The sequence below is a fragment of the Limimaricola hongkongensis DSM 17492 genome (assembly GCF_000600975.2).
GTDB classification, from domain to species: domain Bacteria; phylum Pseudomonadota; class Alphaproteobacteria; order Rhodobacterales; family Rhodobacteraceae; genus Limimaricola; species Limimaricola hongkongensis.
In genome coordinates, this window is sequence record NZ_KK088650.1 from 706,400 (window position 1) to 727,482 (window position 21,083).

Annotated in this window: 18 protein-coding genes and 2 pseudogenes; 12 read left to right on the forward strand and 8 right to left on the reverse strand. The window is 63.3% G+C overall.

Annotated features, from left to right (window positions below):
* Positions 1–134 precede the first annotated feature (134 nt).
* Positions 135–284: a hypothetical protein gene (locus LOKHON_RS16095; protein WP_017929119.1), complete on the forward strand. Its 150-nt coding sequence runs from the start codon at positions 135–137 to the stop codon at positions 282–284.
* A 336-nt stretch (positions 285–620) separates the two neighbouring features.
* On the opposite strand, the gene LOKHON_RS08045 is transcribed toward LOKHON_RS16095, so the two are convergent.
* The 7 genes and pseudogenes from LOKHON_RS08045 to LOKHON_RS08075 form a co-directional block, all read right to left on the reverse strand.
* Positions 621–1,730 (reverse strand): DUF8173 domain-containing protein, encoded by a 1,110-nt coding sequence (locus LOKHON_RS08045; RefSeq protein WP_017929118.1) that lies wholly within the window; start codon positions 1,728–1,730, stop codon positions 621–623.
* Between the two features lie 177 nt (positions 1,731–1,907).
* Positions 1,908–3,176: pseudogene (locus tag LOKHON_RS08050) on the reverse strand (IS3 family transposase).
* Between the two features lie 1,126 nt (positions 3,177–4,302).
* Positions 4,303–4,629, reverse strand: a complete 327-nt coding sequence (locus LOKHON_RS08060; RefSeq protein WP_017929115.1) for a hypothetical protein — start codon at positions 4,627–4,629, stop codon at positions 4,303–4,305.
* A gap of 475 nt (positions 4,630–5,104) precedes the next feature.
* Positions 5,105–5,452: pseudogene (locus tag LOKHON_RS16680) on the reverse strand (relaxase/mobilization nuclease domain-containing protein); the annotation flags it as partial.
* The gene (locus tag LOKHON_RS08065) at positions 5,439–5,894 is read right to left on the reverse strand and encodes a hypothetical protein (RefSeq protein WP_017929114.1); all 456 of its coding nucleotides are present in this window, start codon (positions 5,892–5,894) and stop codon (positions 5,439–5,441) included. The pseudogene LOKHON_RS16680 and the gene LOKHON_RS08065, both read right to left, overlap by 14 nt.
* 500 nt (positions 5,895–6,394) lie before the next feature.
* On the reverse strand, positions 6,395–8,719 hold the full coding sequence (locus tag LOKHON_RS08070; protein ID WP_162561770.1) for an AAA family ATPase: 2,325 nt from the start codon (positions 8,717–8,719) through the stop codon (positions 6,395–6,397).
* 193 nt (positions 8,720–8,912) lie between these two features.
* Entirely contained in the window at positions 8,913–10,229 is a 1,317-nt protein-coding gene (locus LOKHON_RS08075; protein WP_026147548.1) for a DUF6035 family protein, read from the reverse strand.
* Between the two features lie 161 nt (positions 10,230–10,390).
* Here LOKHON_RS08075 and LOKHON_RS15650 point away from each other — a divergent pair, with 161 nt between their 5' ends.
* The gene (locus tag LOKHON_RS15650; protein ID WP_281177648.1) at positions 10,391–10,660 is read left to right on the forward strand and encodes a helix-turn-helix domain-containing protein; all 270 of its coding nucleotides are present in this window, start codon (positions 10,391–10,393) and stop codon (positions 10,658–10,660) included.
* 201 nt (positions 10,661–10,861) lie between these two features.
* Positions 10,862–12,079, forward strand: coding sequence for an IS256 family transposase (locus LOKHON_RS08080; RefSeq protein ID WP_026147546.1), 1,218 nt, complete (start codon positions 10,862–10,864; stop codon positions 12,077–12,079).
* A gap of 438 nt (positions 12,080–12,517) precedes the next feature.
* Here the strand turns inward: LOKHON_RS08080 and LOKHON_RS08085 are convergent, their stop codons facing one another.
* Positions 12,518–13,489, reverse strand: coding sequence for an NAD(P)-dependent alcohol dehydrogenase (locus LOKHON_RS08085; RefSeq protein ID WP_248606218.1), 972 nt, complete (start codon positions 13,487–13,489; stop codon positions 12,518–12,520).
* 295 nt (positions 13,490–13,784) lie between these two features.
* On the opposite strand from LOKHON_RS08085, the gene LOKHON_RS08090 reads away from it, so the two are divergent.
* From LOKHON_RS08090 to LOKHON_RS08125, 9 genes are all read left to right on the forward strand, one after another.
* Positions 13,785–14,075 carry a 2TM domain-containing protein gene (locus LOKHON_RS08090; RefSeq protein WP_017929109.1) on the forward strand — a complete coding sequence of 97 codons (291 nt, stop codon included), beginning with the start codon at positions 13,785–13,787 and terminating at the stop codon, positions 14,073–14,075.
* Between the two features lie 203 nt (positions 14,076–14,278).
* Positions 14,279–14,572 carry a hypothetical protein gene (locus tag LOKHON_RS16100; protein WP_162561771.1) on the forward strand — a complete coding sequence of 98 codons (294 nt, stop codon included), beginning with the start codon at positions 14,279–14,281 and terminating at the stop codon, positions 14,570–14,572.
* A gap of 107 nt (positions 14,573–14,679) precedes the next feature.
* Positions 14,680–15,576, forward strand: a complete 897-nt coding sequence (locus tag LOKHON_RS08095; protein WP_017929108.1) for an N-acyl homoserine lactonase family protein — start codon at positions 14,680–14,682, stop codon at positions 15,574–15,576.
* A 20-nt stretch (positions 15,577–15,596) separates the two neighbouring features.
* Entirely contained in the window at positions 15,597–15,998 is a 402-nt protein-coding gene (locus tag LOKHON_RS08100) for a nuclear transport factor 2 family protein (protein WP_017929107.1), read from the forward strand.
* Positions 15,979–17,655 carry a phytoene desaturase family protein gene (locus LOKHON_RS08105; RefSeq protein WP_017929106.1) on the forward strand — a complete coding sequence of 559 codons (1,677 nt, stop codon included), beginning with the start codon at positions 15,979–15,981 and terminating at the stop codon, positions 17,653–17,655. The genes LOKHON_RS08100 and LOKHON_RS08105 overlap by 20 nt, the downstream gene beginning before the upstream one ends.
* 430 nt (positions 17,656–18,085) lie before the next feature.
* The gene (locus tag LOKHON_RS08110; RefSeq protein WP_245631444.1) at positions 18,086–19,126 is read left to right on the forward strand and encodes an AraC family transcriptional regulator; all 1,041 of its coding nucleotides are present in this window, start codon (positions 18,086–18,088) and stop codon (positions 19,124–19,126) included.
* A gap of 109 nt (positions 19,127–19,235) precedes the next feature.
* Positions 19,236–20,063, forward strand: a complete 828-nt coding sequence (locus tag LOKHON_RS08115) for a Rossmann-fold NAD(P)-binding domain-containing protein (protein ID WP_017929104.1) — start codon at positions 19,236–19,238, stop codon at positions 20,061–20,063.
* Between the two features lie 26 nt (positions 20,064–20,089).
* Positions 20,090–20,518 carry a DUF4345 domain-containing protein gene (locus LOKHON_RS08120; RefSeq protein ID WP_017929103.1) on the forward strand — a complete coding sequence of 143 codons (429 nt, stop codon included), beginning with the start codon at positions 20,090–20,092 and terminating at the stop codon, positions 20,516–20,518.
* A gap of 61 nt (positions 20,519–20,579) precedes the next feature.
* A complete protein-coding gene (locus tag LOKHON_RS08125) occupies positions 20,580–21,083 on the forward strand; it encodes an anthrone oxygenase family protein (protein WP_017929102.1) in 504 nt (167 codons plus the stop codon).

The following is a 21,083-nucleotide window of genomic DNA, read 5'->3' on the forward strand; positions in this document are numbered from 1 at the left end:
GCTGCCACCATCGGTCCGAAGCCACGTTGATCTACGTCAAATGACCTCGGTGTGGGTCCAATTCCGGCAAGCCCGACCCCCGACCTGAGCAGCGCTGCACAATCCAGTATCTGTATCCCGAATTGCAGGAGGCGATGTGCGACTGGCGGCTGGTGGTCGATGCCGGCGGTACCGATCTGTGCCGGGTTGATCCGGGCTTTGGCACCGATATCCTGATCACGGTCGATCTGCGCGCGATGGCCTCGGTCTGGAAGGGCGCGACCCGCTTCACCGACGAAATCTAGACCGGCACGATCCGGGTGGATGCTTCGCGAGTTCTGGGACGGCAGGTGAAAGCGTGGATGACGCTCAGCGTATTCGCACCGCAGGAGCCCATGGTCGAGTGGGCACAGATGCGCGGCAGATACTATACGAAACGGCGATCCGTCGGGTGATCCGCGACTTCGGGATGAGCGGGCGAGACGTCCGGACCCGTTGTGCCACCCAAGACCGGGTGCCCAGCATGAACAAGGAGCATCTCCCCAATTAGCCGCATCCGGGCCTCGCATGGGCCGGGCCCGACATAGGGGGCGAGGCGCAACTTGTGGCGCACAAAACGCGGCCCGAGGCGTCCCGTCGTCTCACGGGAGGTCGCGGAAGAACGCGGGGCGAAACAGCCTCGTCGCGATCGCCCCGATCCCCGAAAGAACCAATGCGAGGACGAAGAGCCAGCCCAGGAACGGAATGAGGCCGACGAATCCCGCTGCCAGAGCGCCGACGCAAGCTGCCGCCATTCGGCTGCCGATGCTGTCCGGCTCCCCCCTGCCGAACGCCAGCAACAGGCCCACCCCGAATGAATACGCTGCAACGATGTAGCCGGCGAAACCGCCCACGACAGCCACTACTATCAAAGCCGGCGTCAGCAGCAGACCGATGATCGTCATCGCGAACAGCAGGCCCGCGCCGATCACCGCCGATTGCGTCAGAAAGCCCAGCCACAAGGTGCGGAACGGCCGCGCGAGGAGCTGCCGCCGCATCTCGGCCAGCCGCTCAGGCACCAGCGCCGCGATCAGCGCGGCCAGTGCGGCCACCACGAGCACCCCCAACATGAACCAGAGGATCGCTCGGCCCCAGTTTGGCGGCTGCGGCCCATCCCATTCCTCGATCTCGCGTCGTTCGATCCGATCGGCAGGGATGACCCGGTCGGGCACCTGCAGGTCGCCGGGCACCGCCTCGTAGACGATCAGCCGTCCCGCGACCGAAGCGGCGCCGCCCCATTCCACCCGCTGCGCCGCGAGTCTCACATCGCCTGCCACCACCGCATCGAACGCGACGTCCTCGCCCATCACTATCGCATAGCCGCCGACATCGCCGCCGAGTTGCAATTCCGAACCGGCCATCCGCAGATCGCCGCCAACGCCTGCCACGGATACCGCACGGCCGACCGCAGTCACATCCCCTTGGACAACGCCACGGAGAGACACTTCTTCGCCCGCCGCGTAGGCATCGCCGCCTACCGCGCCTTCCATGGTGATCGCGCGGCCCGCCAGATGCACTGATCCCGTAATGTCGCCTTGCCCTGCGACTCTCTCCCCAGCCATGAATAGGTCATCCGTTCCGGCTACGGCATGGTTGACTGATCGCCCGGCGCGAAACGAATCCTGTCCGAGGTCGAAGGCTGCCGCGCGGTCCTGCGCCCAAACCGGCACAGCGAACATGATCATGATCAAAATCAGAAGCACGCGTGCCATGGATCGTCTCCCTTCAAGGTTCTCAGAAATCTTACGGCGAACGAACCTTATTGCCTTGCGCTGGATCAAGGGGCTGGGCTTGCCGCCCTCTTCGGTCACGCCCGGTCGCCCCCCCCCCCGGAACAGATGCGTCTGCTCAGAGTGGAAAGTTGGTCTTGCCCCCGTTTCACCGGACACTCAGGCGGTTACGGTTTGAGCTGCGATGAATTCGCGGGGCGAGCGCATCTTCAGCCCTGAGTGCGGGTGATGGGTGTTGTAGTCCTCGAACCAGCCGGCGAGCAACTCGAGGACAGTAGCGGCATCCGGAAGCGGCGTGACGTAGACGTAGTCGCGCTTCAGGGTTTTCACGAAAGCCTCCGCGATGCCATTGCTCTGGGGGCTCTTCACCGGCGTGTAGCAGGGCTTCAGGCCCAGCTGTCGGGCGAAGATGCGGGTGTCCTTGGCGACGTAGGGCGAGCCATTGTCGCTGAGTATCTCGACAGGATGCGGCGCTCGGTAGCTGCCGAAGCGGGCCTCGACGGCCTCCAGCATCATGTCGCGGATGTCCGAGCCGCTGATGCCGGCGTTCACCACGGCCCGCCAGGCGATGATCTCCCGGTCATGCGCGTCGATGAGGAAGGCTCCTCGGACGACATCGCCGTTCCAGCAGGTGAACTCGAAGCCGTCCGAGCAGTGAGCAGGTGCGGCGCCACTGGTTCAAGCCCACCGGCGAACGAATGTTCGAGCGTATCGTGATGACCTTGCCCTCATGCGTCTGCTCCGACCGCTCGGTGTATCTGCGCGCCAGCAGTAGGTCGTGCGCCTGCATGATGCGGTAGACCCGTTTATGGTTCACGGGCGCGGCGCCATCGGCCCGAAGCCGTCGGTTCAGAACCGCCGCGATGCGCCTGTAGCCATAGGTCGGCCGCGCCGTCACGATCGCCGAGATCAGCGGAAGCACCGCCGCGTCTTGCGCTTTGTGATAGCGCCGACGCGGCTTCGCACTCCCGTTCAGCCGGGCATTCAGGTTCGAGCGGGAGACGCCCAGCGTCTCGGCCACGGCCTTCACCGGGAACCGCCCTTGGGTTGGTGCGCAGCACGCGCGAGCCAGATCGGTTTTTTTAACCGCGACTTGTCCAAGGCTTCCTTGAGGATCTCGACCTCGAGCGTCTTGCGCCCGAGTTGCCGCTCCAACTCGCGGATGCGCTCTTCCATCTGCCGGACAGCACGGTTGCTGGTAACGTCGTCATCTCCGGACACGGCCACGGCTCCCCCATCCAGCATCAGGCGCCGCCAACGATACAACAGGTTTGCCGCCACGCCATTGCGGCGCGCGACCACCGAGATGCTGGCGCCATCCTCCAGAGTCTCCTCGACGATCCGAAGCTTTTCGGCCGAGGACCAGCGGCGCCTACGGCCGCCGTCGGTGATGATCTCGTAGTCAGACATAAGCACGTGCTTAGGCATATGCCTAAGCCTCCATGGTTATGCCTGAGTGTCCGGTCGAAACGGGGGCCAGTTCAAAGGTCAGGCTGACCTCTTGGCTTCGTTCGAAGACCGCGCCCTCTGGGAGCGCCGCGATCATTGGCTTCGCCATTCGACATCAATGCGGCCGTGCGCTTTGGGCTTGGACCGCGCTGGGCAGTGGTTGGCTGCCATGTGGTCTACGACATGGGAGGCAGTGGGGAAGGGATTGGCCAGTATCTGGCGCATCTCCGCGATAGCCAGGTGCGCCGTTGGAGTAACATCGGGACATCGCGGATTGATACTTCACTGCGCGATCTCTTCGCCTAAGGTATCAAGGAGAAGTCAAGACAGTGCTTGGGTGCCGAACTGGTGGTCGAACGCGACCAAAGGTTCGTCGAGATGTTTTTCGCCGTCAGGAAATGAAACTGCGGCGGAGCTGGCCGAGGCCGCACGGGCGGGCTTCCGACCTGCAGGCGCGGTTGGTCTTCGTAGGCCGATGCCCGGCAATGATCCCGACGATTAGGTTTTAGGACAGGGCGCGTCGGGTCTCGCTGCGAGCAGTTACCGGTGAGCTGCGGATCCCGTCGGAGCAAAGACGCTATAGTGACTATGATCAGGGGTTCATGAACTTGGTCTGGGACGCAACGAAGCCGCTCGTCAGAACTGAGAAGGCCATGGCGGCACTCGTGGTGCTGGATGCTGTACGGGTCAGCGCTGAAGCGTGGCGGGAGGTGAAGCTCGATGGCCGCGACTAACTTCGGCCATTTTTGCAGATTTGCTTGTAGGACGAGCCGGGGGGGCGCAGAACGTACGTGCGCTGTTGGCGTCATTTAGGCTGATCCTAGGTCCCCGTCGAAATCGATGTCGAAATCGGGAAGTTCCGCGCGCGGAAAGGCGTTCCCAATCGATGCTGCGTCTTGCTGTTCGACTGCCTCTAGACTCTCCTCGATACGAGGCGTTCCAATCCGCTTTCCGAGTAGGCGCCGTTCGAGTTTAGCGACGCCATCTTGTTCGGGCCGCTGAATTACAGCGAATATTCTTCCATCAGGGTGATGTTCGACCCGCACGAGCCGACCCTTCGAGGTCTGGATGAGTGGAGCGAGCTGTCGGAGGCGGTCAGCCAAGGTCAGGTGCTGACCTTGACACTGAAAAGTTCGGCCACTTCCCGTATGGTCTGTGCCATCCGAAGAAACTCCTCCCTCTGCGCATCCATGCTGGCCTTCAGCTCGTCTCGGTCTGTCTGGATCATGCGCAACTCCTCCTGCAGGTCTCGCAGGATCGTATGGACGCGGATCAGCATACCGTGCCCGCTCGGATCGGTCTCCGTTTCCAGCAGATCGAGCAGCGGCAGCAACTCGTCGAGCTTGCCGTCCATCGTGTTCATCTTCCGCAGCACGAGGCTGTCGTGCTCCAGCGGTTCGATCGGGGAGGGCGGAGGGTTGCTCTGAGACATGCGAAAGCCTTTTCTCTGGGGGAAGGGATGCGTCGTACTGGGCCAGCTGTCGCATGGCGTCGCGTAGTTCGAGCAGGCTGTTCAAGAGGCGGAATCGCTTTACCAACCGATACCTTCGCTCGAACTGTCGGGGATAGTAGGCCTCTCCGAGCTGGCCTAACCGGCCCTCGAAGCCATGGTTGCCGACCTCGAATGACATTGCACGATAACGATTGATGCTAAGTGTGGCGTCGTAGCCCGCCTCAGACAGGCCGGCGATCAACGCTTGGTGGGAGTCGGGTACCAGCCGGCGGAACAGGTCTGACAGCACGGCAACGAGCCGCGCTGCTCCGGGACGCGCTTGGCGTCGCTTCGGTACGTGCGGCACAAGCCGGGGCGGCGCTGCAGGATCGAATGCCTGCAATAGGGGCTGCCCGAAGGCTTCGCGCAGCTTGCGATCGTTCGCGTTCGACTGTGCGCACGTCAGGTTCAAGTTGATCGGTCGACCGAGAAACGTGACCTGCGCGACAGCGACATGGAAGTGGTCGCAGGTCCGGTCGGTATGGCGAACGGCTGCCCACGGGATGGCATGCGGGTCTATCCCGCGATGCGACAGCTCGGTTGCGATCATTCGTAGTGCGACGCTGTCGGCCGCACGTGTCCCCTCGGGCAGCGAGAGGGTGATGTGTAAGAACGGCCGATCGCCTCCCAACCGGACGAGGCGCTCGGCCAGGTCATCGCGGCCGCGCCAGTAGAGTGATCCACCTAGAGGCTTTGTTCCTGCTTTGTACATGTAGCCCGTCAGTTGCCGGGCATCCTCCACTTCCCTGTTATGTGCCCGCATCGGAATGCCTCACATGGTCGATGACCGCCTGCATGGTGACGTCGAGCCGATGGGCGAGATCGATGGTCTTGCGGCGGGAGAGGGGGCGGTCATCGGGGCGGTGGTGCAAGTCGCTGGCGAGCGCGAGGATGCGCCCGAGAAGCGCTTCGAGGTCATCGTGCCTCGGCATACTCATCGCCGCCTCGCAGTTGACGAGGTGTGTCGAAAGACTTGAACCGGCCGCATTTGCCCGCTCGGTCATGGCCCGATGACGCCTCGCCGTTATGCGGACCTTGACCATTTTTTCTTTCCGCCCGTCGTCTGGTCCGACGTCCGGCAGGATCGGCAAGACGCCCGGCGGCACCCAAGTATTGTCGCGATCCTCGAACACGATGGATGAGGTTACGTCCTGCTTGGTGTCATCTGACCCTGTCGTCACGTTCGCACCTGTTTCGTCAGCCATAGCTCACCTCCTGTCCGCCACCGTCGATCGCCCACCGGGATCATCGATATGGCCTACATCATAGAGGTCGCCCTCTGCGTGTAGGAGAGGGTATCGGTCATGCGACACGCGAAACCTGTGGATTGTCGGATTCCGTTCGACGCCCTTTGGATCGGAGCGACGGCACCTGCATCGTCTTGGCAGCTTGCCGCGACCGAACGTCCCCCCGGATCGGCGCGACAGGTCGTCGTATTTCCCTAGTATCGTATTTCGATTTTGATACCGGGTTTTTCTCCGCCTGGCCCGTCGGCGGGGGGTTGTAAGGACCTAGGAAGTGGGCCCTGTCCAGTCGCGGGAAACACTCTGGACACTGTCTTCTACTATGGAAACGCCCCGGCCGATGGTCAGGGGATCCGCCGCCCTTGCGAAGGCTGGCACCTGCATGGCGGGAAGTCGTCCCCGAGGGAAAACGCCCGGACAAAACGCCCGGGCCATATATGTTTTCCGCAGAAAGTCGAACGTCAGGGCTTTAGTTCGACGGGCTCTCCAAGCAGCGCTAGCAACGCCTCGCCCTCGATCTCCTCCTCGACCAACAGCCTCTGGGCGAGCCTCCGCAACGCATCGAGATGCGGCTTGAGCAGGTGGCTTGTCGCTTTCTCGGCCGCATCCAGCCGCTTCCGTACTCGAGCTGCAAGGGCGCAGTCGAGGGCAAGATGCTGAGTCGATCCCGGGATCCAGAGAGGTCCTTGGCCACCCAGACCGAACACGGTTTCGATTCGGAGTGCGGTCTCCGTGGCCATTGCGAGATCGCTTCCCTCGCCGCCGCCCGCACCAGCTGAAACGTCGCCGAGCAGCATTCGCTCGGCGGCGCGTCCGGCAAGTAGCGTCTGCAGCCGGGCTTCGAACTGAGCCAGCGTCTGCGGCTCGATCAACGTCTCGACCTCGACCATGCCGCCGGTGAGCGTCAGCCGCATCGCCGTGGGGCGAGTGATCTCGAGCAGGTGGTGCGCCAGCGCATGTCCCGCCTCGTGGATCGCGATGCGCTCACGATGCGGAGCGATACTCCGGGGCCGCTGGCCGTCGAGCGCCTGCTGCAGATCCATGTCGTCGATCGGTCGTCGAGCCGCTCGCGCCGTGGCTCTTGCCTGTCGAATGAGCGCGGCGATGCCAGCTGCTGAAATCCCCGCCGCCTGTCGGGCGAATGGCCGCAGATCAATGTCAGGTAGCTCGCACCCCAGATGATGGCGCAGCATACCCGCGATCTGAACCGGGCGCGGCAGCGGCAGTTCCAAGATGCGCCCGAGGCGGCCCGGACGGCGCAGGGCGGGATCGACGAGCTCGGGCAGGTTGGTAGCGCCGACGACGATCACGCCCTCGCGGCCGACGACTCCGTCGAGCAATTCCAACAGCGTCGCGACGACCTTGTTCTCGTAAGCAGCCCCGCGATCGCTGCCGGCCGCGCTGCGATTGCCGATCGCATCGACCTCGTCGACAAACAAGATGCAGCCGTTCGGCGCTCGCCGTGCCTCTTCGAATGTCGCCCGTGCCGCACGTTGCATGTCGCCGAGATGCCCGGTCGACTGCCACTGCGCATAGGAAGCGGCAATCAGCGGCACACCGGCGGTCCGGGCCAACGCTGTTGCGAGCATCGTCTTGCCGGTGCCGGGCGGTCCCCAGATGAGCCATCCGGTTTCGATGTCCGTCCATGGCAGATCGCCGGCGCGCCAGGCTTCAAGATCCGCCATGAGCTGGACGAGCGGATCATGCACGGCCTGTGGCAAGTGTAGATCCACCAAGCCCAGTCCGGCGCCGCCCTGATCCCGCTGCATGCGCTCGGCCTGACGCGTCAGTGCGTCGGTGGCCGCAAAGGGTGTCGATTGGCGTAGCGCATAGACCAGCCCGTCGGGCGAAATCGCCGCCAGTGCCGCGGGGGTGGGCAGCCGCCTACGGATCTCCGTTTCATGCAGGTAGCCAGTCGCGCTGCACAAGCGTCGCAGCATTGCCAGCAGCAGATCGGCGTCGAGCGGAGGAAGTGCCACGATGGGCAGACCAAGCGCTTGCAGCTGCGGGCTCAGTTGATCGCGGCATTCGACCATGATGACAAGCGGCTCTTGGCGGCGCAGCTCGGGCAGTGCGTCCTGGGGCCGATTGGCGCGGCGATGCCGCAGGCCTTCTCCGCAGTCGTAGATCAGCGATCCGAGGGACGGGATCGCGGCCGGCAGGTCTGTGCGCATCAAGGGGCCGAGTAGGACGATCTGCTCTTGCGGGGCCGTGCGGATCAGCCGGGCCAACTCCTTCAAAGCCGCCTCCGTCTTCACACTGGCGGGTCCGGGACCAGTCTCGATGATCGTCACAGCGGTTGGGGAGAACAGCTGCGCGATGTGATTCTCTCGGGCGAGCGCCACGCAGAGTGGTAGTAGGTCGATCAGATCCTCGAGCGTCGCGGGGGGGAGCGCCCGCATCTGTGCGCCATGCTTCTGTATGACAGCATAGAAGTCTACACCGCGTGTAGCGGCCGCGGCGATCTCGGTCGCGCTGCAACCGATGGCGGTGGGGCAGGGCGGACCGAATGAGACCTCCGCATCTGGCGCGACTGGAACGGGGCCTGGGTCCTCGATTTCCGGAAGAACGACCGGACCGCCGATGATCGCTTCGACGGCCTCATCGTATGCACCCATGGTTTGCCGGTACTGACGGTGCGCGGCGTCGTCGGCATGGTGCCAGTCAGCCAACGCGGTGGCATGCGCCTCGGCCGCTTTGCGCGCCATCAGCCAGTCGAAGAGCAGCAGACCCAGAGCTTGGTTGTCGAGGTTGGCGGGGACACCAGCTGAGCTGAGCAGGGCCATAGGGGTGATGCAGGTGGTCGAGGCAGGGCGAGCGATCAGGGGCATGGTGACCTCATCATGTTTGGAGGATGCAGGGGATCGGTCCGATGCCGTGGGGCATCAGTAGAGGTTGTTTCCGGAGAGTAGAGATTTGGTGGGCGGTCAGCGTGTAGGGGCGGCCAGCTTTTTTGTGGGCAAGTACGTGCGGCCGGTGTCAGTCTGGCAGTCGGGGAAACAGGCGCCGGAGGACGGGGCGCCAACGCTGCTCAAGGGCATCGGCGCGCCGTGGCACCTGGCCGATGGCTTGCAGGTTTCGCGAGACCTTGTCCCACGTGCTCCGGCGCGCCATCCGCCCTGCCGCCTCGACGGTCGAGTTGCCCACCACGGCGATCACCCGGCTCCAGTCGCGCAGGCTCGGCGCTTCTAGGGCCGAGTTCAGGATCGCCGCGGCCGCGTCGTCGGCATAGCCAGAGGGAGCGGCCTTGCGGCCGGTAAGTAACGTAACCAACACCGGCATGATACGATCAAACCCGTCCTGCCGCGCGTCGTACCAATTCGCCTTCACTCCGCAGCTTTGTGCGAGCAGGGTAAATGCGGCACCGGCAGCGCGGCTATCGCCTCGGGCTAGAGCATCGAGCAGGGCGCGGGCCAGCGGATCTGTGGCGATGCTTGGGTGCCTGTCAGGCTCGTCGAGACCGAGGAAGGCTTGCACGGCGTCGAGCCCGACCAGTTCGCTGGTCCACTCCAGCCGGTTGTCGACTTGGGTCACTGTCACGCGGTGCAGCCGCATCGCCCCCGCCTTCTTGCTCTCAGCTAACGCGTCGTCATCGAGTGCAAAAACCGTCCCGCCCTGCGGCCAGTAGATGTCTTGGAAGCCCTGCAGGGGCAGCGAAGCGTTCAACCTTGCCTCGTCCATGACCCACAGTAGGGCGATGCGGGCTTCTGCATAGAACTGTGTCCTCCCGGCAATGGTCGCCATCTGCGGCGAGGCGAGTTGCACCTCGAACGCGATGCGTTCGCCGGAAGCCAGCATGGCCAGCACGTCCGGACGGCGAAGCCGCCGATTGGCGATCACGGGCTGTTCGGTCGCGACCGAGGTGACCTCCGCATCCCCATGCAGAGCGTCAACCAAGCCCGCTTTCAACGCCTTGTGTCGCGTGCCCTCTTGGCGCCCTTCGAACTGGCGCGCATTGATCGCATCAGGTGTCATGCTTTCCTCGGTATTGAACAAGCAGCCTACGGCACGACTGTTCCTGGCATGGTAGAACCGGGCGCGGCGGCCGCCCAACTCGCGACTCGAACGGACGCTCTCGGTTCGTACGAGCAACGGGCTATTGCAGGACACGCAGCGGAACGCAGGCGTCTGTGCCACATGTGACAGCGTCGTAGTCCGGCGCAGCTTCGACAATTCGGGAGCATCGAGGGGATCAAGCAGGGAGGAGGCGTAGGCCATGTCGCCATCGGGAAAGCGGCGGCAATCGAGAACGACGTCGAGGAGGCGAGGGACGGCAGGGGGGAGAGGGGTCAGCACGGCGAACTCCTAGATTTCAGCAGGCCGCAGAAGCTCACCCGAAGTCGCCCAATAGGCGCTACGGCGTTTGCGTCTTTGAACCTCTTTCGTTATGTCTCATACATATCGATCTCGACTCGCGAAGTAAAGTATCAAACATCATAAAGTGCGTCCAAGACATGATGACTATCGAGCAGGTGAAAGCAGCCCGCCTATTTCTGCATATGGATCAACGGCAGCTGGCAGAGCTATCGGGTGTATCCCTTCCCACTATTCAACGGATCGAGAACCCGCAGTTCGGTCCGACCCGCTCGTCCGTTAAGATTGTCACTGCCGTGAAAGAGGCTCTGGAAAGAGCTGGTATAGAATTTTTGCCTATGACCGATGATGCAGGCGAGGGGGTTCGTCTAAAGGCGCGAGGGGAAGGGCCACGACTGGCTAGCCGTCAGTAGCCCGAATTGCCCAAGGGGAGAGGCATCTGTCCTACCTGTGCTGAGTACGCGACGACGGAGCCGACGAAGGCGTTAACTCTGGTAGTGTCCCGTCACGTGGTGGACTTTCACGCTGCGCTGACGGTGTAACCGGGGTGGCCATCGAGGACGTCGGTTATGGTGGAGTTTGCGGACTTCAACCACGGACCGAGGGAGACCCCGATGACCGACACCAACATGCCCCTGATCGAGCTGCTTCAAAAGCACGATGAGGGGGACTTTCTCCGCGCTGTGACCGAGGCGGTGCTCCAGACGCTGATGGAGCACGATGTCGAGGGTCTGATCGGCGCGGGCCGCTACGAGCGCGGCGACGGCCGCCAGACCTATCGCAACGGCTACCGGGAGCGAGAGCTGAAGACGCGGCTCGGTGCCTTGAACTTGCGGGTGCCCAAGCTGCGGCAGGGCTCCTACTTTCCTGGCTTCCTCGAGCCGCGTCGCACCTCGGAGAAGGCGCTGGCGGCGGTGATCCAGGAGGCGTGGATCGGTGGGGTCTCGACCCGGAAGGTCGACGATCTGGTGCAGGCGATGGGGCTGTCGGGGATCTCCAAGAGCACGGTTTCGAAGCTCTGCAAGGACATCGATGAGCGCGTTCACGATTTTCTGGACCGTCCCTTGGCTGGCGATTGGCCCTACCTGTGGCTCGACGCCACTTACCTGAAGGTGCGTCAGGGCGGCCGCATCGTGTCTGTCGCGGCCATAATCGCCGTGGCCGTGAACACGGATGGACGCCGTGAGATCATCGGCCTCAGCATCGGCCTCAGCATCGGCCCCTCGGAAGCCGAGACCTTCTGGACCGACTTCCTGCGCAGCCTGAAGAGCCGGAGCCTGGCCGACGTGAAGCTGGTCATTTCCGATGCCCATACCGGCCTCAAGGCCGCGATCGCCCGGGTATTCGAGGCGACCTGGCAACGCTGCCGGGTCCACTGGATGCGCAACGCGCTCGCTCACGTGCCGAAGGGGCAGCACACGGTGGTTGCCGCCGCGATCCGTCAGGCGTTCACCCAACCCGACCAGAAGGGCGCCATCGAGGTCTGGCGCCACGTGGCCGACCAGCTGCGGCCGCGCTGGCCGAAGCTCGGCGCCCTCATGGACGAGAGCGAGGCCGACATCCTCGCCTACATGGCCTTTCCGGCTCAGCACCGCACGAAGTTGCACAGCACCAACCCACTGGAACGTCTCAACAAGGAGGTGAAGCGGCGGGCCGATGTCGTCGGCATCTTCCCGAACGAGGAGCCCATCATCCGCCTGATCGGCGCGGTGCTCTTCGAGCAGAACGACGACTGGCAGAGCCAGCATCGCTACATGCAGGTCGAAGCTTTTGCGCTCATCGATGCCGCGCAGATCGACCCGCTTCTCAGCCTATCAACACAGGCCGCCTGACAGATGATCCGCAATGACCATCCTGGAATTTACACCAGCTTGACGGACGTGACCTTAACTCTCACTTGCACGGGCCCACCTTGCTATCTCGATAGAGGCCACGTCAGAGCGAGCCGATGCACCATAGTCGCAAGTTCGGAAAGCGGCTCTTCGCTACGCTAGTTTTGACCGTCCGCAATGCGGAGATAGCGTCCTTCGTAAAATCGTAGCTATAGAGTGGCCGCGCTGACCGCGACCAGACGAAAACCGCCGTGCCGTGGGCCGAGGTATCAGATGCCACTCTGCGGCTTTACCAGGCCAGCCGTGCCTGCACAGCGCAGCATCGTCGAGCGCCGAACTCACGCAGCGCGAGAAACCGCGCAAGTCTGTTACTCTATAATTCGCTTTGGTTCCAAGCCGCTCGGACCGTCCCTCAGCACTGTTTGCGTGGGTCGATCGTTATCGCACTTTGACTACGACAATCCCGGTCTTCTGACCTTTCTCTACATAGCGGAAAGCCTCGACGATCTCGGCCAACGCATAGCTTCGGTCAAATACGCCGCAGAAACTTCCCTTTGACATTAGATCAGCGAGATCCCGGAGAAAGCCGCGCGCATCTGTCGGAAAAGGCACGCCTACCCTCCGACTTCCAGTCATCTTAAACCATGCACCAAGAAGGATGTTGGACCAGTATGGTCCAAGGTCTGTTGCCGCGAAGGTCGCGCCCGTCTTGATCAGCGGGCGGCACGCGAACCACGACGTCTTTCCTACCGCATCGAAGACGAGGTCGAAGCGCTTGTCGACTGCGACAAAATCCTCTTCTTCGTAGTTAATGACCTGATCAGCGCCGATGCTTTTTGCGAGATCCAAATGTCTGCTTCCGACCACAGCCGTCACCTCCGCTCCGCGTGCCTTGGCCAACTGCACCGCCGCGGTTCCGATTGCCCCGGAAGCTCCGAAGATCAGGCAGCTTTGATCTTTGCGTAGCCTTTTCGTGGTCGCGTTGGCGTACCATGCACCTTCACCGACCACCGCCTCATGAAAAGGCAACCCTGCCGGAATCAGTGAGACGGCTCCGTCGGCTGGTATGCAAAAGTACTCGGCATGGGCACCGAACTGATCGGGCAAGAGGCCGAACACCCGATCGCCTGGACGCCAGCCTGACACGCCGTCGCCCAGCACATCAACGACACCCGCAAAATCCATGCCAAGTGTCGGCATTTTCGGACGCAGTATCCCGGTCATTGCCCGCGCGAAGAAGGGATGACCTCGGAGGGTGGCAGTATCGGTGCGGTTCACAGTCGCTGCGTACACGCGAACCCGTATCTCGCCAGTGGCCGGACTGGGTATGGGTACGTCGCGAAGCGAAATGGTCTCAGGAGGGCCGTACCGGCGCACTACTGCCGCCTTCATCTGCGATGCGCCGGTCATGTCGCGAGCTTACCACATACCAGTCAAATCATAGCACTCTGAGTTCGTTTGCTTCGGCTTCAGCTGACGATCATCTGTGGGAATTGTTCGTCCATACACCGGGTTCGACTGGTTAGTGCCCACCCTCGATCTTGGTTTCAGCCAACAGACCGCTGCTCGGCGGTTTCCAGCGACCTTTGCTTCAAGCGCCTAAGTTTCGGCAGTCCCCGCATGCAGTTGATCTCAGTCAAACTGAAAATCCGAGGTTTCCAGTATGCCTATCCATACTGGTGTTAACGGGCGGGAGACTTCACCGATGACGCAGACAGAGAAATTCGACATGGCCAGAAAACGTGCGGAGGCAAAGTACGGGTTCTTCGTTCATGCCTCGGTCTACGGCGCCGTCATGGTGCTGCTTGTGGTTATCAACGTGTTCACATCACCCGAGAACACATGGTTCATCTGGCCGCTGGTCGGATGGGGGTTTGCCGTCGCACTGCATGGCGTACGAGTCTACTTTTTGGCTGACAGAAAGACAGTCATCGACGCTCTAACCGAGAACGAACTTCGGAGATCGGGTATAGAAAAGCGTTCAGACGGAAAGTAGCGAACGGTTCCGCCGCGATAGCTGAACGCGAGTTCGACATCGTGCTCTGGGGGCAACCGGAGCCACGGCCCCTCGCGCCGCACATTATTCGGTCAATCTGGGTCGCGCGCATCGCGGGTAAAACGGTTCGGAGCGGTGCGCATGCTTCAATGACCTTGGCTGAAGGGCCAACCGGCCTTCGTCCAACTGTTGGTCGAGGTGGCATGATCGAGCGCGCCGATCTGCGCCGCAATCGGATCGACCTATATGCCGCAGCCGTCGCTGATGGTCTGGCTTCTGGCGCCTTGGTCAGCGCGACCACTGAAGCGATGCTGTCTTCGTCCATGCAAGCAGGACATTCTAAGTACTGCTTTGCTTGTCACCGGGTCGTGGTTTCTCCGGGCCAAAAAAATCTGAAGCACCCGGACGTATCAGGTCAATTTGGTCGCGAGCTGGGTGCGTTGCCGGTCCGGGAATGGCCTCATGCCTCGCGGCACGTCCTTGAGACAGATCAATGAGACCGTTTCTCTCGCATGGTAACTTCGACGGGATCTTGCGGTTTCGCGAATGGTAGCCCGTCAGGGGAGCGCCATTCCTTGACCGACCTTTCCGGAGGAGGTTGCTCATGGCCGAGACCCGAACCGCCACAGTATCGTCAATCAAGGCAGAACATCCGATTGCCTTTGTCCGGGTTCTGAACTGTGGGCGGGCGGAGCAACAAGAGGAACACCGCTACGGCAGCAGGAAGCCTCAGTTCTGGTGGGTCTTCTTCGGAAAACGTTGGGTGCCCTTGCCCCTACAATGCTTCCTGATCGGGCACCGTGATGGGCTGGTGCTGTTCGATACCGGGATCGACCCGAGGATCGTTTCCGACAAGCGCTACATCGAACAAGCGACCGGACGCTTTCTGCTGCCGCGGATCTTTCAGCTGCATGTGAATGAACTCGATCGCATCGACCATGTCCTGAGGAAGGCAGGCGTTGCCGCGCGGGATATTCGGACAGCCGTCATTTCGCACCTGCACTTCGACCATGTCGGTGGGATCGCGCAGATCCCGCAGGCCGAACTGCTCGTCAGCGCGCGCGAGTGGTCGATCCTGTCGGAACCCCATCCGGAACGTGAGTGGATCTTACGCGAGCACATCGAAATCCCATCCGCGAAATGGCGGCAGATTACGTTCGCACCTGCTGACGACCCACTGTTTGAGGGGTTCGATGGAATCCACGACGTCGCGGGCGACGGTTCGCTGATCCTCTTGCCAACGCCGGGGCATACGAAAGGCTCCATGTCCATGCTGATCCGCCGAGAGGGCGAGAACCCGATCCTGCTCGTAGGGGACCTGACCTACGAGGCGACCTTGCTGGAACGGAATGTCGTTCCGGGTACAGGCGATCGGGACACGCTGCTGGCCTCCTTCGCCAAGGTCAAACGGCTCCGCGAGCGTTTGCCGGGGCTGGCCGTTGTCGCATCGCACGATTTTGCAGCCGAAGAGATGGTGTCGCGGGCGATGGGAAATGCCTGACAAGCGAAGAGGGGCCGGACATGACTGAAGACCATCCCACCTTGGCTGTGCTCGCACAGTTCGACCCACGCGACATGGAGGCTTCGGCGCATCTTTTTGCGGATGATGCCGTCTGGCACTACTCCAATCCCAATCTGCCGGAGTTGCAGGGAGACCATGTGGGGCCGGCTGGCATCCGTGCCTTTTTCGCTGCCTTGGCTGACAAATCTCATGACACGTTCCGGATCGAACCGGTCTCGGCCACCCCGGTGGGCCCGGAATTGGTCGTCGTCCAGTCGCACAACACGCTGACCTTGAAGGACCGCATGGTCATCGTCGACGTCGTGGTCGTGTGGCGCATCGTGGCGGGTCAGATTGCAGAGGTCTGGGACATCGTTCCCGGCCAGCCAATGGAGGTTCGTGATGCAACGCACCGAGAATGATCCCTGGGATGTCATTGTTATCGGCTCCGGTATGGGCGGCATGGCCGCCGCCGCCGCTTTGTCGAAGGCCGGGCACAAGGTGCTGTTGCTCGAGCAGCACCATACGCTCGGCGGACAGACGCACAGCTTTTCCCGCAACGGATTCACCTGGGATGTCGGCCTGCATTATCTGAGCTGTGTGTCCCCGGACGACCGCGAGCGCGGGCTGCTCGACTGGCTGTGCGATACGCCCATGGAGTTCGTATCGCTGGGCGCGATCTATGATGTCATTCACATGAAATCGGCCGAGCCTCTTTTGCTCTCGCGTCCTTACGAAGCACAGGAACGGGACCTCAAGGACCGGTTCCCCGACCAAGCCGAGGCGATCGAAGCTTGGACACGTGCGCTGCGCGAAGGCCGGGAAACGGTCATGAAGGCCACGTCGACCCGCGCGATGCCGGAAATTTTGGGTGACGTGCTCTACTGGTGGAACCGGCGCACCATCGAAAAATGGGTCGCGCGGACGACCAAGGAGGTCATCGACGAACTCACCGACGATCCCGAACTCGCCGCCGTGATGGCGGCGCAATGGGGTGATCATGGCGGAAGGCCCAGCAGGGCGAGCTTCGCAATGCATGCCTTGATCTCAGCCTCCTACCTGGTCAGCGGGTCTTGGTATCCCATGGGGGGCAGCGCCGCTTTTGCCAATCACATCATCCCGACCATTGTCAGACACGGGGGCAATGCCCGCGCTGGCGTCCGCGTCGACAAATTGCTGCTCGACGGCGATACCGTCGAGGGTGTCCGAACCGCAGACGGCTTTGAGATACGAGCGAATGCGGTGGTATCGGATATCGGGGCGCGGGAAACCATCGATACTCTCTTGCCCGAGGGGTGCGGGCACGACGACTGGAAGGCTAAAATCCGAGCGCTGCCCTCCAGCATCGCGCATTTCACCTTGTTTTTGGGCTTCGAAGGCGACATCGAGGCCGCCGGTGCCTCGAAGGCGAACCATTGGATCTTTCCGACCGGTGAGTCCGATGTCGTCTGGACGGATGTGCCAGACGGCGCGCCACCCCACATGACCGTCTCCATCGGCTCGCTCAAGAACCCGGCGCATGACCCCGGTTCACGGCAGAAACACACGGGCCAGTTGCTGGTCTGGGCCGACTGGGCCAGCGTCGACCAATGGGCGGACCGGCCCGCCGGCGCGCGGGGCGACGATTACGCCGCCTTCAAGCGCCGGGTCGAGGAGTCGCTGATGGCGATGTTTGAACGCCATTTTCCGGACCTCGCCAAGCTTGTGGTGCATCGCGAGTTGGCCACGCCGCTCTCCACCGTCACGTTCACTAGGCATCGCGAGGGGGCATTCTACGGCCTCGATGTGACGCCGGAGCGTGTCATGTGCGACGGGCTGCGGGCCAAGACGCCTATCGCGGGCCTCTACCTAGCGGGTCAAGACGTGCTGAGCCCCGGCATCCCCGGTGCGCTTTGGGGCGGATTGCTTGCTGCGGCCAGCGTCGATGCAAAAGTCTATCGACACCTTCGAGGGTGGATGGCGAAGTGGCGCAATATATCGAACCAGCGCAACATGTCATTGCCTTCCTGCGCGGAGGCCGACGTTCGGGCAAAGATTGCCGAAGGCCCGCACTGTCCGTACAGCCGAGCCAAGTGCTGACGGCAGCATACGATTGCTCTCCTCCCTACCGGTATTGACCGTTCCCGGCCCGTAGCCGACATTCGCGTCGCCTTATCTGCTGCGACGAAACTCCTCGGAAGCGGCCCTTTGCATCTTACAAAAGATGCGAGGCGTATGTTCGGGCCTGACCATGCCGGTCGCTGCGAACCGGGCTGCGCGTGTGCCAAAGAATACGGTGCGGAGCGCGGCCCCGAGCGGGCTCAGGCTCAGCACCGGGCAGACATGGTGCCCGTCACGCGCCAGGGCTTTCTTCGCCTCGGCGCTCGCTCTAGGTCCTGCTGCGTTCAGATCTGCGCCGGGTTCGCCGGGTCAGGTTGTTCGTGGACCACCTGTGTGACGCGTTGGTGGGGCGCCCATCCAACTTCATCGGGGCATAGAGCTCGACAGCAGGCGTCGCGACGCGTCGAACTTGGCCGCTCACGAGCCGCAGCATAAACTGCTGGACATGGCTTACGTTACGTCTCTCTTTGCTCGCAAGATGGTGGCCGCGGCTGGGAACGGCGTCGATGCGGACGAGATGCTGACCTCGGTCGGGATCGACCCCGCGGGACCTTGGGACACCGGACAGATGATCCCGGCGGAGCGCTACTACGACATGCTCGAACGCATGGCCGAGCGGATCGACGTCACCGAACTTCCCGTGCGCACCGGCGCGTCGATGCGGCTCGACGAGTATGGCGCGCTCGGGCTGGCCTTCAAGGCGGCGACGACGCTCGGCACGTCCTATGCGCGGGTCGAACGCTACGCCCGGCTCTGGACCAGCGTCGTCGAATACGAGCTGCGGCCGGCCGAGGGAGGCACGCTCTTCATCCTGCATCGGGCGGGCGAACGGCGCCTCGGGATGCGACTGTCGAACGAGGCGACACTTGCGAGCGCCGTGTCAATTGCCCGACAGGTCAGTTCGGTGCCTGTCAGGCCCGAGATGGTGCTGGTCCGACATGCCGCGCCGCGGTCCGTCGCGGCGCATGAGGACTGGTTCGGCTGCCCCGTCCGCTTCGACGCCGATCTCGATGCGCTTCTCTTCGCGAACGAGACACTCGCGCGACCGAACATCCTCGGTGACGAGGGGATTTCTCGCTACCTCATCTCGCATCTCGACGCGGAACTGTCCCGGGTCTCGGACACCCCGGCGGTCGTGCGCCAGGCAAAGGCTGCCATCGCGCAGGCGCTCAGCGAGGGGACTCCGAAGATGACGGAGATCGCACGCAGCCTGGGGTTCAGCGCGCGATCGTTCCACAGACGCCTCTCCGAACACGGGATGAGCTTTCACGCCCTGACCGAGGAGACGCGCCGCGATCTCGCCAAGGGGCTTCTGCGCGACGACCGGCATTCCCTGGCCGAGATCGCCTTTCTGACCGGCTTCTCCGAGCAGAGCGCCTTTACCCGGGCCTTCAAGCGCTGGATGGGCACGACACCGGCGACCTACCGCAAGGAGCGCGCGCTCCCCTGAGCCTGTCTTGGCGACCTCGGTCAAAATCCTGGCAAGCGCGGTCAAGACCGGGCCGGGCAGCACCGGCTATCCCATTGGCGACTGACACCCACCGCCAGGGAGATCCCCCATGCAGGACCGACCCATCCTCGTCATCGGCGCGACCGGCAAGACCGGCCGCCGCGTCGCCAGCCGCCTCGAGGCCCGAGGCGTCGCCGTTCGCCGCGGCTCGCGCAGTTCCGCCATCCCGTTCGACTGGGAGGCGCCCGCAACCTGGGGGCCGGCCCTGACGGGCGCGCGCGCCGCCTACGTCACCTATTTCCCCGACCTCGCCTTTCCCGGCGCGGTGGAAAAGCTCGAGTCGCTCTGCGAGACGGCCCGCGATGTCGGGCTGGAGCATCTCGTGCTCCTGTCCGGCCGGGGCGAACACCATGCCCGGCTGGGCGAGGACGTCGTCCGCGCCTCGGGGGTGGACTTCACGATCGTTCGCGCTGCCTGGTTCGCGCAGAACTTCTCGGAAGGCTACCTGCGTGACCCGATCCTCGCGGGTATCCTGCCGATGCCGGGCGGTGATATCGCGGAGCCGATCATCGACATCGAAGACATCGCCGACGTCGCCGTCGCCGCGCTGATCGAGGACGGCCACAAGGGCGCGCTCTACGAGGTCACGGGCCCGCGCCTGATGACCTTCGCCGAAATGGCCGCCGCGCTGTCGCAGGCCACGGGCCGCGAGATCCGGCACCTGCCGATCAGCTTCGAGGAGTTCCACGCGAATGTCGCACAGGCCGGCGGGGATTTCGTCGCCGACGTCTTCACCGGCATCGCGCGGGAGACTCTGGACGGCCGGAACGCGCACACCACCGACGGCGTGATGCGGGCGCTCGGACGTCCGCCCCACGGCTTCGCCAGTTTCGCGCTGCGAGCCGCGCAGTCCGGCGCATGGACCAGCGCCGCCTGACCGCCGCCCTTGGAAAGGATCACGACATGTCCAACACCCTCCTGGAGAAGATCGCGCTCGGGGTCTCCGGCCTCACCGCGCTCGCCATCGGCGGCTTCATCGTCAGCGCGCCGCATGCGTTCTACGCGAGCTACGGCATCGCGCTCGGGCAGGATGCGTCCCTGCTCAGCGAGCTTCGCGCGCCCGGCGCGGGACTCGCCGGCTTCGGCATCCTCATGCTGCTCGGCATCTGGCGGCGCGCGATCCTGCCGGTCTCTATCGCAGTGGCCCTGACGGTCTTCCTCGCCTTTCCGGCGGGGCGACTGGTCGGTCTGGTTCTCGACGGCATGCCGTCCGGCAGCGTGATCTCCGCCCTGGTGGTCGAGACCGCCATCGCCGGGCTTCTGGTCGCCGCGTTCCGACGCCGGCTCCGGCAGCCAGCCTCCCCGGCCTCCGCAGCACACCCCATGCGCTAATCACGCGCTCGGCGCGGCGCTCCTCGCCGCGCCGCCCCATCAGCCGAAGGAGTTCAGACCGATGTCGCCCCTCGTCTTCTACCTCGCTCACTTCGCCGTTCTCGCCTACGCGCTGGTCGGTGGCGTCTTCCTCGCCTTTTCCGATTTCATCATGCGTTCGCTATCGCTCACCAGCGGCCATGGCGGCGCCGAGGCCATGCAGGTGATCAATCGCGAGGTCTTCCGCTGGGTCTTCATGGCCCTCTTCCTCGGACTGGCGGCGGTGTCGCTGGTATTGATCGTCCATGCTGCGCTATGGCTCGACGGCACTCCGGCAACGCTGATCGTAACGGCCGGCCTCGTCTATCTGCTCGGCTGCTTCGCCGTCACGGTGGTCTTCAACGTGCCGATGAACGAGGCGCTGGCCGGAATGGACCTGTCGCAGACGTCCACCCAGAGCTACTGGACCGGCACCTATCTGCCGCGCTGGACATTCTGGAACACGGTCCGGACAATCGCCTGCGGTCTGTCGGCGGCGCTTCTGCTCTTCGGATTGACGACGCTGTCCCAGTTGCTGCCTGCGTAA